The sequence below is a fragment of the Sulfuritortus calidifontis genome, assembly GCF_003967275.1.
Lineage (GTDB): Bacteria > Pseudomonadota > Gammaproteobacteria > Burkholderiales > Thiobacillaceae > Sulfuritortus > Sulfuritortus calidifontis.
This window is the reverse complement of the sequence record NZ_AP018721.1, coordinates 717,430-731,607: the sequence shown is the minus strand read 5'-3', so window position 1 is coordinate 731,607 and position 14,178 is coordinate 717,430. Positions and strand designations below refer to the sequence as shown.

At 66.2% G+C, this 14,178-nt stretch carries 11 protein-coding genes; 8 read left to right on the top strand and 3 right to left on the bottom strand.

Annotation, left to right across the window (positions count from 1 at the left end; genetic code table 11):
* Positions 1 to 22 precede the first annotated feature (22 nt).
* A complete protein-coding gene (locus EL388_RS03960) occupies positions 23 to 1,105 on the top strand; it encodes an alkene reductase (protein WP_126459948.1) in 1,083 nt (360 codons plus the stop codon).
* A gap of 8 nt (positions 1,106 to 1,113) precedes the next feature.
* The gene (locus EL388_RS03955; RefSeq protein ID WP_126459945.1) at positions 1,114 to 1,800 is read left to right on the top strand and encodes a lipid-binding SYLF domain-containing protein; all 687 of its coding nucleotides are present in this window, start codon (positions 1,114 to 1,116) and stop codon (positions 1,798 to 1,800) included.
* A gap of 1 nt (position 1,801) precedes the next feature.
* On the opposite strand, the gene dtd is transcribed toward EL388_RS03955, so the two are convergent.
* Positions 1,802 to 2,245, bottom strand: a complete 444-nt coding sequence (dtd, locus tag EL388_RS03950) for a D-aminoacyl-tRNA deacylase (protein WP_126459943.1) — start codon at positions 2,243 to 2,245, stop codon at positions 1,802 to 1,804.
* Between the two features lie 26 nt (positions 2,246 to 2,271).
* Here dtd and EL388_RS03945 point away from each other — a divergent pair, with 26 nt between their 5' ends.
* Together EL388_RS03945 and EL388_RS03940 are read left to right on the top strand one after the other, a co-directional pair.
* Positions 2,272 to 2,910 (top strand): MBL fold metallo-hydrolase, encoded by a 639-nt coding sequence (locus EL388_RS03945; RefSeq protein ID WP_126459940.1) that lies wholly within the window; start codon positions 2,272 to 2,274, stop codon positions 2,908 to 2,910.
* Between the two features lie 133 nt (positions 2,911 to 3,043).
* Entirely contained in the window at positions 3,044 to 6,127 is a 3,084-nt protein-coding gene (locus tag EL388_RS03940; RefSeq protein WP_126459937.1) for an EAL domain-containing protein, read from the top strand.
* A gap of 23 nt (positions 6,128 to 6,150) precedes the next feature.
* Here EL388_RS03940 and EL388_RS03935 read toward each other — a convergent pair whose 3' ends face one another.
* Positions 6,151 to 8,511 carry a Tex family protein gene (locus EL388_RS03935; protein ID WP_126459934.1) on the bottom strand — a complete coding sequence of 787 codons (2,361 nt, stop codon included), beginning with the start codon at positions 8,509 to 8,511 and terminating at the stop codon, positions 6,151 to 6,153.
* Between the two features lie 136 nt (positions 8,512 to 8,647).
* On the opposite strand from EL388_RS03935, the gene EL388_RS03930 reads away from it, so the two are divergent.
* Positions 8,648 to 9,328, top strand: a complete 681-nt coding sequence (locus EL388_RS03930) for a class I SAM-dependent methyltransferase (protein ID WP_126459931.1) — start codon at positions 8,648 to 8,650, stop codon at positions 9,326 to 9,328.
* A 52-nt stretch (positions 9,329 to 9,380) separates the two neighbouring features.
* Here the strand turns inward: EL388_RS03930 and EL388_RS03925 are convergent, their stop codons facing one another.
* On the bottom strand, positions 9,381 to 11,027 hold the full coding sequence (locus EL388_RS03925) for a methyl-accepting chemotaxis protein (RefSeq protein WP_126459928.1): 1,647 nt from the start codon (positions 11,025 to 11,027) through the stop codon (positions 9,381 to 9,383).
* Positions 11,028 to 11,199: 172 nt separating this feature from the next.
* Here EL388_RS03925 and EL388_RS03920 point away from each other — a divergent pair, with 172 nt between their 5' ends.
* Genes EL388_RS03920 through EL388_RS03910 form a run of 3 tightly spaced genes read left to right on the top strand, consistent with a single transcriptional unit; the run spans position 11,200 to position 14,160 of the window.
* Complete coding sequence (locus EL388_RS03920) at positions 11,200 to 11,871, top strand: protein-L-isoaspartate(D-aspartate) O-methyltransferase (protein ID WP_197721816.1); 672 nt, start codon at positions 11,200 to 11,202, stop codon at positions 11,869 to 11,871.
* Positions 11,872 to 11,916: 45 nt separating this feature from the next.
* Entirely contained in the window at positions 11,917 to 12,300 is a 384-nt protein-coding gene (locus tag EL388_RS03915; RefSeq protein ID WP_126459925.1) for a DUF6394 family protein, read from the top strand.
* Between the two features lie 12 nt (positions 12,301 to 12,312).
* Positions 12,313 to 14,160, top strand: a complete 1,848-nt coding sequence (locus EL388_RS03910; RefSeq protein WP_232019175.1) for a potassium channel family protein — start codon at positions 12,313 to 12,315, stop codon at positions 14,158 to 14,160.
* Positions 14,161 to 14,178: the final 18 nt, after the last annotated feature.

The window sequence follows — 14,178 nt, the reverse complement described above, 5'->3', positions numbered from 1 at the left end:
GCCCGAACCAGAAGGATGTCCCATGACCGTTGCCAACCTGCTGAGCCCGTTGCAACTCGGACCCACCCTGCTCAAGAACCGCCTGGTCATGGCCCCGCTCACCCGCTGTCGGGCCCAGCGCGACGGCATGCCCACCCCGATCATGGCCGAGTATTACGGCCAGCGCGCCAGCGCCGGCCTGATCATCAGCGAAGCGACCGCGGTCACCGCCATGGGCGTCGGCTACCCCTTCACCCCCGGCATCTGGAGCGAGGCGCAGGTCACCGCCTGGCGGCCGATCACCGAAGCGGTGCACCAAAAAGGCGGCCGCATCTTCCTGCAGCTTTGGCATGTCGGCCGCATCTCACATCCTTCGCTGCTGCCGGCCGGCGCCACCCCGGTCGCCCCCTCCGCCATCGCCCCCGCCGGCGAGGTCTACACCTATGACGGCCCGCACCCCTATGTCACGCCGCGTGCGCTCGAAATCGACGAACTGCCGGGCATCGTCGAGGAATACCGCCAGGCGGCGCGCAACGCACTGGCCGCCGGCTTCGACGGGGTCGAGGTGCACGGCGCCAACGGCTACCTGCTCGACCAGTTCCTGCGCGATGGCAGCAACCGGCGCACCGATGCCTATGGCGGCAGCATCGACAATCGGGCGCGCCTGCTCATGGAAGTGCTCGAGGCCGTCTGTGCGGTGTGGGGCAGCGACCGGGTGGGTGTGCGCCTGTCGCCGATCCAGCCCTTCAACGACATGCGCGACAGCAACCCCGAGGCCACCTTCAGCCGGGTGGTGGAATTGCTGAACCCCTTGAAGCTGGCCTATCTGCACATCACCGAATTGGGCAAGGATGCGCCCGGCGCCGCCGGTCCGTTGTTTGATGTGAAAAAACTGCGCCGGCTCTGGCAGGGTATCTACATGACCAACCACGGCTACGACCCGGCCAGCGCCGATGCCGCGCTCGCCAAGGGCGAAGCCGACCTCGTCGCCTTCGGCGCGCTCTACATCGCCAACCCTGACCTGGCCGAGCGCGTCGCCGGCAAGGCCCCGCTCAACGCGCCCGACCCCGCCACCTTCTACACCGGCGGCCCCAAGGGCTACACTGACTATCCCTTCATGAAGTGAAGCCGACCATGCGCCCCTACCTGCGTTCCTTCGCCCTGATCCTGCTGGCCCTCCTCAGCAGCGCCGCCCTCGCCTCGCGCATCGAGCAGGAGGAAAAAGTCGATGCCGTGATGGAGGTGCTGGAGAAGGCCACCCGGCTGCCGGAGCAGGGCATCCCGCCCCGGCTGCTGCACGACGCCCAGGGTATCGCCGTCATCCCCGGCGTAATCAAGGCCGGCTTCATGGTCGGCGGCAGCTACGGCAAGGGCCTGATGCTGGTGCGCGACGCCCAGGGCCAGTGGAGCCCGCCCCTGTTCGTCGCCCTCGCCGCCGGCAGCTTCGGCTGGCAGATCGGCGCCCAGTCGACCGATCTGGTGCTGGTGTTCAAGACCCGGCGCAGCATCGACGGCATCGTGCGCGGCACCTTCACCTTGGGGGCCGACGCCGCCATCGCCGCCGGCCCGGTCGGCCGCCGGGGCGAGGCCGCCACCGACGCCGAACTCAAGGCCGAGATCCTGTCCTATTCCCGTTCGCGCGGCCTGTTCGCCGGCATCTCGCTTGAAGGCTCGAACATCGCCATCGACCACGATGCCAACGAAAGCTACTACGGCAAGGCCCTGCGGCCGGCGGAGATCCTGGAAGGCAAGGAAGCGCCGCCGGCCTCGACCGGGCGGTTGATCGAAGTGGTGCGCAAGGCGACGACCGCCAAGAAATAATTTATGGCGCCACACGCAGGCTGAAAGTCACCGGCCCGTCGTTGACCAGGGCCACTTGCATGTCGGCGCCGAATTCGCCGCTCGCCACCTCGCCATGCTTCTGCCGGGCCTGGGCGACCAGATGGGCGAACAGGCGCCTGCCTTCTTCGGGTGAGGCCCCGGATGAAAAGCTCGGCCGGGTGCCGCTGCCGGTGTCGGCCACCAGGGTGAACTGCGATACCAGCAGCAGGCCGCCGCCCATGTCCTTGAGCGATCGGTTCATCTTGCCCGCCTCGTCGGGGAACACCCGGTAGCCGAGCAGGCGCTCCAGCAGGCGATCGGCCTGCGCCTCGCTATCGTTCTTCTCCACCCCGACCAGGACCAAGAGGCCGCGGCCGATCTGGCCGACCACCCGGCCGCCCACCGTCACCTTCGCTTCGCTCACCCTTTGCAGCAATCCAATCATCGCATTCACCCGGCTATACTCAGCGCATGAAATTTACCATCCTCCCCGTCACCCCCTACCAGCAGAACTGCTCGCTGATCTGGTGCGAGGCCACCGGCCGCGCGGCCCTGATCGATCCGGGTGGCGACATCGACCGCCTGCTCGCGGCGGTCGAGCGCCAGGGAGTCACGCTGGAAAAACTGCTGCTCACCCACGGCCACCTCGACCACGTCGGCGCGGCGGGCATTCTCAGCCTGCGATTGGGCCTGCCGATCGAGGGCCCGCACCGGGAGGATGACTTCCTGTTCGACTCGCTGCCGCAGCAGAGCGCGATGTTCGGCTTTCCCTATACCGAGCCCTTCCAGCCCAGCCGCTGGCTGTCGGACGGCGACCGCATCAGCCTCGGCAACGAAACGCTCGAGGTCATCCACTGCCCCGGCCACACCCCGGGCCATATCGTGTTCTTCCACCGCGGCCAGCGCCTCGCCTTCGTCGGCGACGTGCTGTTCAAGGGTTCGATCGGCCGCACCGATTTTCCCCGCGGCGACTACGACAGCCTGATCGGCTCGATCCGCAACAAACTCTGGCCGCTGGGCGACGATGTCGAATTCGTCCCCGGCCATGGCCTGATGTCCAGCTTCGGCGCCGAGCGGCGCGACAACCCCTTCGTCGGCGACAACGCCTGAACTGAACATACCCAAGGCCATAACCACTCTATTGAAATGGTTATGACTCGGGGGCATACTGTGCCGGCGATGGAGACCGCACGCCAGCCATGTGGGGCGTGGATTTTGACAGCAAGAACAATCAGCCGCTTGGATGAAGGCACATCTGCCCAAAGTCAGCCTTAAGTTCGCCATCCTGGCGCCGCTGACGCTGTCGTTGACGGCGCTGGTTGCCATATTCACCTACAGCTTCGCCCGGCAGGAAGAAGCCTTCACCCGGGATTTCGTCGATGGCGCCTTTGCTGCGACCCAACGGGCCTATGCCTCAGCCATGGCGGATGAGACGGAAAAGCTGTCGACCGCCCTGGCGCTGATCGTCCGCGATGCCGGCCTCGCCCGGGCCATGCAGCGACAAGATCGCGCCCTGTTGCTGCAACACAGCCAACCGACCTTCGATTATTTGCGCCGGGAATCGGGGATCACCCACTTCTATTTCCATACGCCGGACCGGATCAATTTTCTCCGGGTGCACCAGCCCGAACGCTTCGGCGACAAGATCGACCGCTACACCGCGATCAAGGCCGAGGCGAGCGGCCAACCCGCCGCCGGCCTGGAACTCGGCCCCCTGGGCACCTTCACCTTGCGCGTGGTCTTCCCGTGGTATCAGGACGGCCGCCTGATCGGCTATGTCGAGCTGGGCCAGGAGATCGAACAAATCCTCGGCCGCATCAGCAGCCTGACCGGCATCGACCTGTATCTGACCATCGACAAACGGCACCTGTCCCGCAAGGACTGGCAGGCCGGCATGGCCATGCTCGGCCGTACCGAAGAATGGGACATGCTGCGCGAAGCGGTTGTCACCTACCGGCCGGAGACCGTGTCGGCAGATACCACGCGCAAGCTGCTGGCCCATGACCTGTCGCATGCGCACAACCGGACCAAGGTCACGTCCGGCGACCAGGTGTTGCAGGCGCTCACCTTGCCGATCGGCGACGTCAGCGGCCGCGAGGTCGGCCACCTGCTGATGGCTCGCGACATCACCAACCTGAACAAGAACAACCGGCAGCAGACGCTGATCGTGGGCAGCATCGGCCTCGCCATCGGCGGCGGCCTGCTCGGCCTGTTCTCCCTGCTGATCGGCCGGGTGGAACGGCGGCTCGCCGACTCGACGGCGGCCCTGCTGGAGAGCGAACAGCGCTTCCGCACCCTGGTCGAGAGCGTCAACGACTGGATCTGGGAGATCGATGCCGACTGGCGCTATGTCTATGTCAGCCCGAAGGTCGAGGAGATCCTTGGCTACAAGCCGGACGAGATTCTCGGCCTCCGACCGTTCGACCTGATGCCGCCGTCAGAGGCCGAGCAACTCTCGCGCCGGTTCGAGGCCATCGCGGCCGAAGGCAAGCCGTTCACGTCGATGGAGAACCGCAACCTGCACAAGGACGGCCGGCTCGTGATCCTGGAGACCAGTGCCACGCCGATCTTCCGCGAAGACGGCAGCCTGTGCGGCTACCGGGGCGTCGATCGCGACGTCACCGAACGCTGGCTGGCGAAAGAAGCGCTCGACCAGACCACCCAGCGGCTGAACAGGCACTTCCAACAGACCCCGCTGGCGGTGATCGAATGGGATGCCGACTTCCGGGTGCTCGACTGGAACCCTTCTGCGGAGGCCATCTTCGGCTACACGAAAGCCGAGACGATCGGCCGCCATGCCATGGAACTGATCGTGCCCGAGTCCGCCACCGACCATGTCGCCAAGGTCTGGGGCGAGCTGCTCGGCCAAGGCGGCGGTTTCCGCAGCAGCAACGAGAACGTCACCAAGTCGGGCAAGATCATTACCTGCGAGTGGTACAACACGCCGCTGGTCGACGACAACGGTCGGGTGATCGGCGTCGCCTCGCTGGCGCAGGACATCACGGAGCAGCGGCAGGCCGAGCAACGGCTCAATCACCTGGCCTACTACGACGCCCTGACCAGCCTGCCCAACCGCGCCCTGTTCCAGGACCGACTGGGCCAGGCGATCGCCACCGCCAGCCGGCACCAGAAATTGGTCGGCGTCATGCTCATGGACCTCGACCAGTTCAAGGTAATCAACGACACCCTGGGCCACGAGACCGGCAATGCCCTGCTGCAAGCGGTAGCGGACAGGCTCAAGCACTGCCTGCGCGAGAGCGACACGGTCGCCCGCCTGGGCGGCGACGAGTTCGCCATCGCCCTGACCGATATCTCCACCATCGAGGATGTGGTGCAGATCGCGCAGAAGGTGCTCGACGAATTCGTCTGCCCGTTCACCATCGCCGGCAAGGAGCTGTTCGTCTCCGCCAGCATCGGCATCACCCTCTACCCCTTCGACGGCAGCGATGCCTCCCTGCTCTTGCGCAATGCCGACTCCGCCATGTATCACGCCAAGGACTGCGGCCGAAAGACCTTCCAGTTCTATTCGGCCGAAATGACTGCCCGGGTCGAGAAACGTCTGACCATGGAGACCGAGCTGCGGCACGCCCTGGAGCGCGGCGAGCTGGAACTGCATTACCAGCCTCAACTCGATATCGCGACCGGCCGCATCGTGGGCATGGAGGCCCTGGTCCGCTGGCGTCACCCTCAAAAGGGCATGATGCCGCCGGCCGAATTCATCCCCATCGCCGAGGAGAGCGGGCTCATCGTGCCGATCGGGGAATGGATCATGCGCACAGCCTGCCGTCAGGCCATGGCCTGGCAGGCCCAGGGCCTGCCCGAGCTGCAGCTTGCGATCAACCTCTCCGCCCGTCAGTTCAAGCCGGAGCTGGCCGGTCTGGTCAAAGAGGTGCTGGCCGAGACCGGCCTGCCGGCCCGCTGCCTCGAACTGGAAATCACCGAAAGCCTGTTCATCGAGGGCACCGATTCCGAGACCGCCTCGATCCTGGCCCATCTCAAGGCGCTAGGCGTCTCCCTGGCGATCGACGATTTCGGCACCGGCTATTCCTCCTTGAGCTACCTGAAGTGCCTGCCGGTGAACAAGCTGAAGATCGACCAATCCTTCGTCCAGGGCATCAGCAGCAACCCGGAGGATGCCTCCCTGGTCAAGGCGATCATCGCCATCGCCCGCAGCCTCAATCTGCGCGTCATCGCGGAGGGGGTCGAGACCGAGGCGCAATTGCACTATCTGCGCGAGCATGGCTGCGATTACATGCAGGGCTATTACTACAGCCGCGCCCTGCCGGCCGGGGCGTTCGTCGAACTGGTCAAGCCGGCCGGCGCCTGAACGGCCGACCCGGCCGCAGGCGATCAGCGGCGCAAGGCCCGGGCCAGGGCGTCGGCCATGGCGCCGCCGGCCTGCGGCTGCGGCTGCGGCTTCGGCTTGGCCGGCGCGCGGCCGCGCGATTGAGCCGCAGCCGCGGTGTCCGTCTTCTTCTCGATCGCATCGCCCAGGCGCATGGTCAGGGCGATGCGCTTGCGGGCGAGATCGACCTCGACCACCTTCACCCGCACCACGTCGCCCGCCTTCACCACCTCGCGCGGGTCCTTGACGAAGCGATCGGCCAGGGCCGAGACGTGGACCAGGCCGTCCTGATGCACGCCGATGTCGACGAAGGCGCCGAAGTTGGTGACATTGGTCACCACGCCCTCGAGCTGCATGCCGGGTTGCAGATCCTTCAGGTCCTCGACACCGTCCCGGAAGCTGGCGGTCTTGAATTCGGGACGCGGGTCGCGGCCCGGCTTCTCCAGTTCCTTCAGGATATCGCGCACGGTGGGCAGACCGAACTGGTCATCGGTGTAGCGCGCCGGGTCCAGCCGCTTGAGCGTGGCGGCATCGCCGATCAGCTCCTTCACGCCGCGCTTGACGTCGGCCAGGATGCGCTCGACCACCGGATAAGACTCCGGGTGCACCGCCGAGGCGTCGAGCGGGTTGTCGCCGTCGGCGATGCGCAGAAAGCCGGCGGCCTGTTCGAAGGTCTTCGGTCCCAGGCGCGGCACGGCTTTGAGCGCCTCGCGGTTGGCGAAGGGTCCGTGGGCGTCGCGATGGGCGACGATGTTGGACGCCAGCGTCGCATTGAGGCCGGAGACCTGGGCCAGCAGCGGCACCGAGGCGGTGTTCACGTCGACCCCGACCGCGTTCACGCAGTCCTCGACCACGGCGTCGAGCGACTGCGCCAGCTTCACCTGAGACACGTCGTGCTGGTACTGGCCGACGCCGATCGCCTTGGGCTCGATCTTGACCAGCTCGGCCAGCGGGTCCTGCAGGCGACGGGCGATGGACACCGCGCCGCGCAGGCTGACATCGAGCTGGGGGAATTCGCGGGCGGCCAACTCCGAGGCCGAATAGACCGAGGCACCGGCCTCGCTCACCACGACCTTGGTCAGTTTCAGTTCCGGTTGCCGCCGGATCAGGTCGGCCGCCAGCTTGTCGGTCTCGCGCGAGGCGGTGCCGTTGCCGATGCTGATCAGCTCGGCATTGTGTTTCTTCGCCAGCAGCGCCAGGGTGTGCAGCGCGCCGTCCCAGTCGCGCCGCGGCTCGTGCGGGTAGATGGTGGCGGTGTCGAGCAGCTTGCCGGTGCGGTCGACCACGGCCACCTTCACACCCGTGCGCAGGCCCGGATCGAGGCCGATCACCGCACGTGGGCCGGCCGGCGCGGCCAGCAACAGGTCCTTCAGGTTCTGGGCGAAGACGCGGATCGCCTCCAACTCGGCCCGCTCGAACAACTGGTTCATCAGCTCCAGTTCCAGCGACAGGCCCAGCTTCACCCGCCAAGCCCAGCGCACGGTGTCGAGCAGCCAGCGGTCGCCCGGCCGGCCTTGATCGCGGATGCCGAAGTGGCCGGCGATCATGCCTTCGCAGCTGTTCCCCACCCCATCCCTCCCCGCAAGCGGGGAGGGGGCAGCGCCTCCCCCGCTTGCGGGGGAGGGTGGGAGGGGGAGCTCTTCGGGCAGTTTCAACTCCAGCCGCAGCACGCCCTCGTTGCGGCCGCGGAACAAGGCCAGCGCCCGGTGCGAGGGGATCTGCTTCCAGGCCTCGTCGTATTCGAAATAGTCGCGGAACTTGGCGCCCGCCTCCGCCTTGCCCTCGACCAGCCGGGACACCAGCACGCCGTGCTCGGCCAGATGCTGGCGCAGGCGGCCGAGCAGGTCGGCGTCCTCGCCGAAGCGTTCCATCAGTATCTGCCGGGCACCGTCCAGAGCGGCCTTGACGTCGGCCACGCCCTTTTCGAGGTCGATGAATCTCTCGGCCTCGGCCTCGGGTTGCAGGCTGGGGTCGGCCAGCAGGGCCTCGGCCAGCGGCGCCAGGCCGGCCTCGCGGGCGATCTGCGCCTTGGTCCGGCGTTTGGGCTTGTACGGCAGATACAGGTCTTCCAGCCGCTGCTTGGTCTCGGCCTGCATCAACTCGGCCTTGAGTTCGGGCGTGAGCTTGCCCTGCTCGGAGACCGAGGCGAGCACCGCGGCGCGCCGCTCTTCCAGCTCGCGCAGATAGCCCAGGCGCTCGGCCAGATGGCGCAGCTGGGTGTCGTCCAGGCCGCCGGTGGCCTCCTTGCGGTAGCGGGCGATGAAGGGCACGGTGGCGCCTTCGTCGAGCAGGGCGACGGCGGCCTTGACCTGGGCGGGAGCGGTGCCGAGTTCCTCGGCGATGCGGGATTCGATGGGGGGCAGCATGGGGATAGGGGTGAGGGAAAAGCGGAATCGTTACAGCGGCCGGCAGGATGGGGCAAAGCCGGCCGCCTGACAAGGCTTGACATGAACGGGCCGGCCGGCTTGTTCTAGGATGAAAAGGCTATTCGGGAGTCCACTCATGCGCCGCTTTACTCCATTCCTCCTTGCCCTGCCGCTCGCCCTCGGCCTCGCCCTGGCCAAGGAACCCAGCGTCGCCCCCGGCATCAACGCGCCTTACGCCAAGCCCGATTTCGAGCGCTGGCAGGCCGTATTCGAGGCCGAGGGCCGCGAGGTCTATGCCAAGCGCCAGGCCATCGTCGCCGCCCTGAAGCTGACCCCGGGCATGACGGTGGCCGACATCGGCGCCGGCAGCGGCCTGTTCACCCGGCTGTTCGCTCCCTTGGTGGCGCCGGCGGGCAAGGTCTACGCCCTGGACATCGTGCCCGGGTTCGTCGAAGCCATCCAGCGCGAGGCGAAGGAACAGGAACTGAACAACGTGGTCGGCCTGGTCAACCCGGCCGATTCGACCAGCCTGCCAACCCGCTCGATCGACCTGGCCTTCGTCTGCGACACCTATCATCACTTCGAATACCCCCAGACCATGCTCGCCTCGATCCGCCAGGCGCTCAGGCCCGGCGGTCAGCTGGTGATCATCGATTACCAAAAGGTCCCCGGCCTGTCGTCCGACTGGGTGATGAGCCACGTCCGTGCCGGCAAGCAGACCGTGATCCAGGAGATCGAGATGGCCGGCTTCCGCCTGGTCGAAGACCTGCCCTTGCTCACCGAGAACTATTTCCTGCGCTTCGAGAAGCTGGAATAGCCGGCAGAAAAAACGGCCGGACGCACCGGCCGTTCGTTGACAAGGCGCCGCCTCAGCTCTTGAAACGGGACACCGTGTTGTACAGGGTATCGGCCACCTGGCGCAGCTCCTGCACCGTGGCGTTGGACTGGGCGATGGCCTCTTCGGTGTTCTCCGCCAGGTGCGACAAGCGCTCGATGTTGCTGGCGATCTGGCTGCTGGCCAGGGACTGTTCCTTGACCGAGCCGCTGATCTCGCCGATGCCGTGGGCGGCCTTGAGCACGGCCTGCTGGGCCTGCGACACCACCTCGGACACCTGCTGGCTGGAGCGGCCGCTCTCTTCCAGGGCGCCCATGCCCTGCTGGATGGCCGATTCCACCTGGCTCGAGCGCGAACTCATCTCCGAGGTGACCGAACTGATCTCGTTGGCATAGAGCGCGGTCTTTTCCGCCAGTTTGCGCACTTCGTCGGCCACCACGGCGAAGCCGCGGCCCTGCTCGCCGGCCCGGGCCGCCTCGATGGCGGCGTTGAGCGCCAACAAGTTGATCTGGTCGGCGATGTCCTTCACGTGCTGGGTGGCGCCGATGATGCTCTGGGTGCTCTCCAGGAACTGATGCACCGAGCCGGCCATGCCCTGCACCGCCTGCTGCACGCCGTTCATCACCGAGGTCAGCTCGCCCATCTTCTGCAGGCCCTGGGTGGAATAATCGGCGCTCTCGCTGGAGACCTGCTTGATGTGGTCGGTGCCGTCGGCGATCGAGGCGATGGTCGCGCTCATCTCCTCGACGGCGGCGGCAGTCGAGGTAACCGCCGCGGTCTGCTCGGCGGTGGCAGTACCGATCTTGACCGAAGCGTCGGACAGGCCGGTCGACATGGTATGCAGCTGATCGGCATTGGCCTTGATGCTGTTGACCATACCCTGGAGGTTTTCCACGAACTGGTTGAATGCGGCCGAAATGCGACACAGTTCATTGTTGCCCGATACCTGCAGGCGGGTGGTCAGGTCGCCCTCGCCCTGGGCCAGCCCCTCGATCGACTGGGTCAGCATGTTCAGGCGGGAGATGATGTTGCCGACCACCGCCATGCCCAGCACCAGGCCAAGCACGATGGCGATCACGGTCAGGATCAGGCTGATGGTCTGGGCTCTGGCCACTTCGCCCTGCACCGCCACTTCCTTGGCCACCATGGCCTCTTTTTTGAGCTTGGCCTGGTCCAGCAGGGTCTGGCGAATCTCGCGCCAGACCGGGGTTTCCTCCTTGTTAAGCACGGTCTTGGCCTCTTCGATCGCCTGGGCCGCGACCTTGTCCTTGACCGCCTGCTGGGCCGCGGCCTGCTTCTGCCGAAGCTCGCCGATCTTGGCCAGGGCCGCGCTCAGCTCGGCATCCGCGGCCGCAACTTCGCGCGTCTCCTTCAGCAGCTTGTCCATCTGGCTGCTGGCCTTGTCGAAGTTCTCATAGGCCTTGGGGTTGGCCGGGTCGAGCACGATGTTGCGCAGGGCCTGGCCCATCTGCAGGCCGTTGGCCAGCAGTTCGGTCAGCGAGAGCATGATCTTCTGGTCCTGGCTGATGAACTGGGTGAAGTCGGCCTTGGCCTGGTTCAGCGCCCGGTAGGAAACGGCGGCCGAGACCACGAAAAAGCCGAAGATCACCGCCAGCAGCACGATCAGCTGGGTCTTGATCTTCTGGTTGGCGAACAGGTTGTTCAGGAAGGTGGACGGCATGATTTCTCCTCGTCTCGTCGCCGCATGCCACTGGCATGACGTTATTGGGGTGGCCCTTATTGAATCGATACTCCGTCTAAGTACCAAACCCGGTCAAGGCCGGTATCTACCTATAGTTATAAGTAGTTTTGACAATATTTGCCCCCAATACAACACCCGGCAGGAGGCGGACATGACAAGCGACGGCCTCAAGGCGATGCTCGACGACATCGACATCGAGGTGGAGCTGACCCGGCACTGGATCGGCAAGCCGGCACTCAACCCACGGGTGATGGCGGCCATGGCCAAGGTGCCGCGGCAACGCTTCCTGCCGCCGGACCTCGCCCACCTGGCCTTCCGCAACGGGCCGGTGCCGATCGGCCATGGCCAGACCATCTCGCAGCCCTATATCGTGGCCCTGATGAGCGACCTCCTGGAGCTCGAGGCCGGCGACACCATCCTGGAGATCGGTACCGGCTCGGGCTACCAGGCCGCGGTGCTGGCCGAACTGGTCCGGCAGGTCTACACGGTGGAGATTGTCGCCCCCCTGGCCGAGGCGGCCGCGGCCCGACTGGCCGAACTGGGTTACCGCAACATCGAGGTGCGCCAGGGTGACGGCTACCAAGGCTGGCCGGAACACGCGCCCTACGACGGCATCATCGTCACCGCCGCGGCACCGCATATCCCCCAGCCGCTGATCGAGCAGCTCAAGCCGGGCGCCCGGCTGGTCATCCCGGTCGGCCGCGCCGGCTGGAACCAGGAACTGCAGGTGATCGAGAAGGCGGCCGACGGCACGCTGCATACCCGCCATGTGCTGGCCGTGGCCTTCGTGCCGCTGACCGGCCCCCTGGCCGATGCCCAATAACGCTATCATTCATCGACAACAATCAACGCCTAGGAGAACCCCCGCATGAACCTGGAAAAAGTCATCTTCGGCTTCTTCATCATCCTGGCCATGACCCTCAATTTCGGCTTCGTCATTGGCGAAATCGACAATCCCGCCCACCACAACATCACCGAGCTGTTCGCGGTCATCGTGGTCAACCTGATCGCCACCGTGCTCAAGTTCGGCGAACGCACGCAGATCGGCGCCATCCACCTGGCGACCAGCCTGGTCGCCGTGCTGCAACTGATCGCCGCGGCCAGCGTCTGGGCCTATGCCGTCCACATGAGCGCGGACGGCCTCACCCCGAACGCCATGGCCAGCATCGTCTCGCTCTCGGCCGGCGCCCTGGTCGCCAACGTGCTCTCGGTCATCATGCTCATCATCGAGACCGTGCTGTTCCACCGCTGAAGAGGCGTCCGGGTGAATAGCCTGCTCTCCGTCATCCTGCGGCGACTGAAGCTGGTCGAGGCCGAGGAGGAAACCGAGAAGCCCAAACGCGAGGCCATGCACGGCCGGCACGCGCCGCCCCCTGCCGCTCCGAACAGCGTCGTCTTCATCATGCTGCGGCGCATGCGGGCGCCGCTGCTGGTGCTGATCCTGAGCTATGCCATCGCCGTGCTCGGCATGACTTTGATGCCCGGGGTGGACGCCGAGGGCCGACCGACCCCAGGCATGAGCATCTTCCATGCCTTCTATTTCATCAGCTACACCGCCACCACCATCGGCTTTGGCGAACTGCCCCATGCCTTCAGCGATGCCCAGCGCGCCTGGGCGACCGTCTCCATCTATCTCACGGTCATCGCCTGGGTCTATGGCATCGGCAACATCCTGACCCTGGTGCAGGATCCTGACATGCGCCGGGAAATCCGGGCCGGCCGCTTCCGGCGTCAGGTGGGCCGCCTGCGCCAGCCCTTCTACCTGATCTGCGGTTGCGGCGAGACCGGCAGCCTGCTGCTGCGCGCACTGGATGCCCGCAACCAGCAGGCCGTGGTGATGGACATCGACACCGCCCGGATCAACGCCCTGGAGCTGGGCCAGTACCACATCGACACCCCGGCCTTGGTCGCCGACGCCCGCAGGCCGGAGAGCCTGATCGACGCCGGCCTGTTCAGCCCCTATTGCACGGCGGTCATCGCCCTGACCAACGACGACCAGGCCAACCTCGCCGTGGCCATGACGGTGAAGCTGCTGCGGCCGAGACTGCCGGTGCTGTGCCGGGCCGACACCCTGGAGGTGGCCGCCAACATGGCCTCCTTCGGCAGCAACCAGATCATCAACCCGTTCGAGGTGTTCGGCGAGCACCTGGCCATGGCCCTCAACTCGCCCGGCCAGTATCTGCTGTACGAATGGCTGACCGGCGTGCCCGGCACCCCGCTGATCCAGCCCCTGAAGGCGCCGGCCGGCAAATGGCTGGTCTGCGGCTATGGCCGCTTCGGCAAGGCGGTGGTGCGCAACCTGCAATGGGAAGGGCTCAAGCTGACCATCGTCGAGGCCGAGCCGGAAAAGACCGGCTGCCCCAACTGCATCCGGGGCAGCGGCACCGAGGCCGACACCCTGCTGGCGGCGGGCATTACCGAGGCCACCGGCATCGTCTGCGGCACCGACCATGACATCAACAACCTGTCGATCGCGATGACCGCCCGCCAGCTCAATCCGGGCCTGTTCATCGTCGTGCGCCAGAACCGGGATTCCAACCTGTCCCTGTTCCAGCACTTCGATGCCCACATCACCATGCAGCCCTCGCGCATCATCGCCCAGGAATTCTTCTCCCTGCTCACCACTCCCCTGCACAGCCGTTTCCTCTCGCTCGCCCGCAACCAGGGCGATGCCTGGGCCTACGAACTGATCAGCCGCATCATCGGCCTAGTCAGCGACACCGTGCCGGAGATCTGGGATCTGCGCCTGTCCCGCCGCCAGATCGGTATCTGGCAGCTGCTGCATGAAGGCTGGCAGATCAATCTGGGCGAGCTGCTGCGCGAGCCCCCCGATCGCGAGACCCGGCTGCCTTGCGTGCCACTGCTGCTGAGCCGGGAAAAAGAGGAATGGCTGTTGCCCGACGACGCGACCATCCTGCAGCCGGGCGACCGCATCCTGTTCTGCGCCCGGCCCGGCACCCGTTCGCGCCTGATCAAGGTGCTGCGCGACCGCAACCTGCTGACCTACGTGCTCACCGGCCTCGACGTGCCGGGTGGCACGGTCTGGCGCTGGCTGCACAAACGGCAGCGCCAGGCCGCCGCCATGGCGCCCAAGATCGAACAGGCGCCTTAGCACCCGATTCAGCAGGAC

What these genes read in the sequence shown, in the direction of transcription:
- EL388_RS03960 (WP_126459948.1), top strand. Translation starts at nt 23, where the DNA reads ATGACCGTTGCCAACCTGCTGAGCCCGTTGCAACTCGGACCCACCCTG.
- EL388_RS03955 (WP_126459945.1), top strand. Translation starts at nt 1,114, where the DNA reads ATGCGCCCCTACCTGCGTTCCTTCGCCCTGATCCTGCTGGCCCTCCTC.
- dtd (WP_126459943.1), bottom strand. Translation starts at nt 2,245, where the DNA reads ATGATTGGATTGCTGCAAAGGGTGAGCGAAGCGAAGGTGACGGTGGGC.
- EL388_RS03945 (WP_126459940.1), top strand. Translation starts at nt 2,272, where the DNA reads ATGAAATTTACCATCCTCCCCGTCACCCCCTACCAGCAGAACTGCTCG.
- EL388_RS03940 (WP_126459937.1), top strand. Translation starts at nt 3,044, where the DNA reads ATGAAGGCACATCTGCCCAAAGTCAGCCTTAAGTTCGCCATCCTGGCG.
- EL388_RS03935 (WP_126459934.1), bottom strand. Translation starts at nt 8,511, where the DNA reads ATGCTGCCCCCCATCGAATCCCGCATCGCCGAGGAACTCGGCACCGCT.
- EL388_RS03930 (WP_126459931.1), top strand. Translation starts at nt 8,648, where the DNA reads ATGCGCCGCTTTACTCCATTCCTCCTTGCCCTGCCGCTCGCCCTCGGC.
- EL388_RS03925 (WP_126459928.1), bottom strand. Translation starts at nt 11,027, where the DNA reads ATGCCGTCCACCTTCCTGAACAACCTGTTCGCCAACCAGAAGATCAAG.
- EL388_RS03920 (WP_197721816.1), top strand. Translation starts at nt 11,200, where the DNA reads ATGACAAGCGACGGCCTCAAGGCGATGCTCGACGACATCGACATCGAG.
- EL388_RS03915 (WP_126459925.1), top strand. Translation starts at nt 11,917, where the DNA reads ATGAACCTGGAAAAAGTCATCTTCGGCTTCTTCATCATCCTGGCCATG.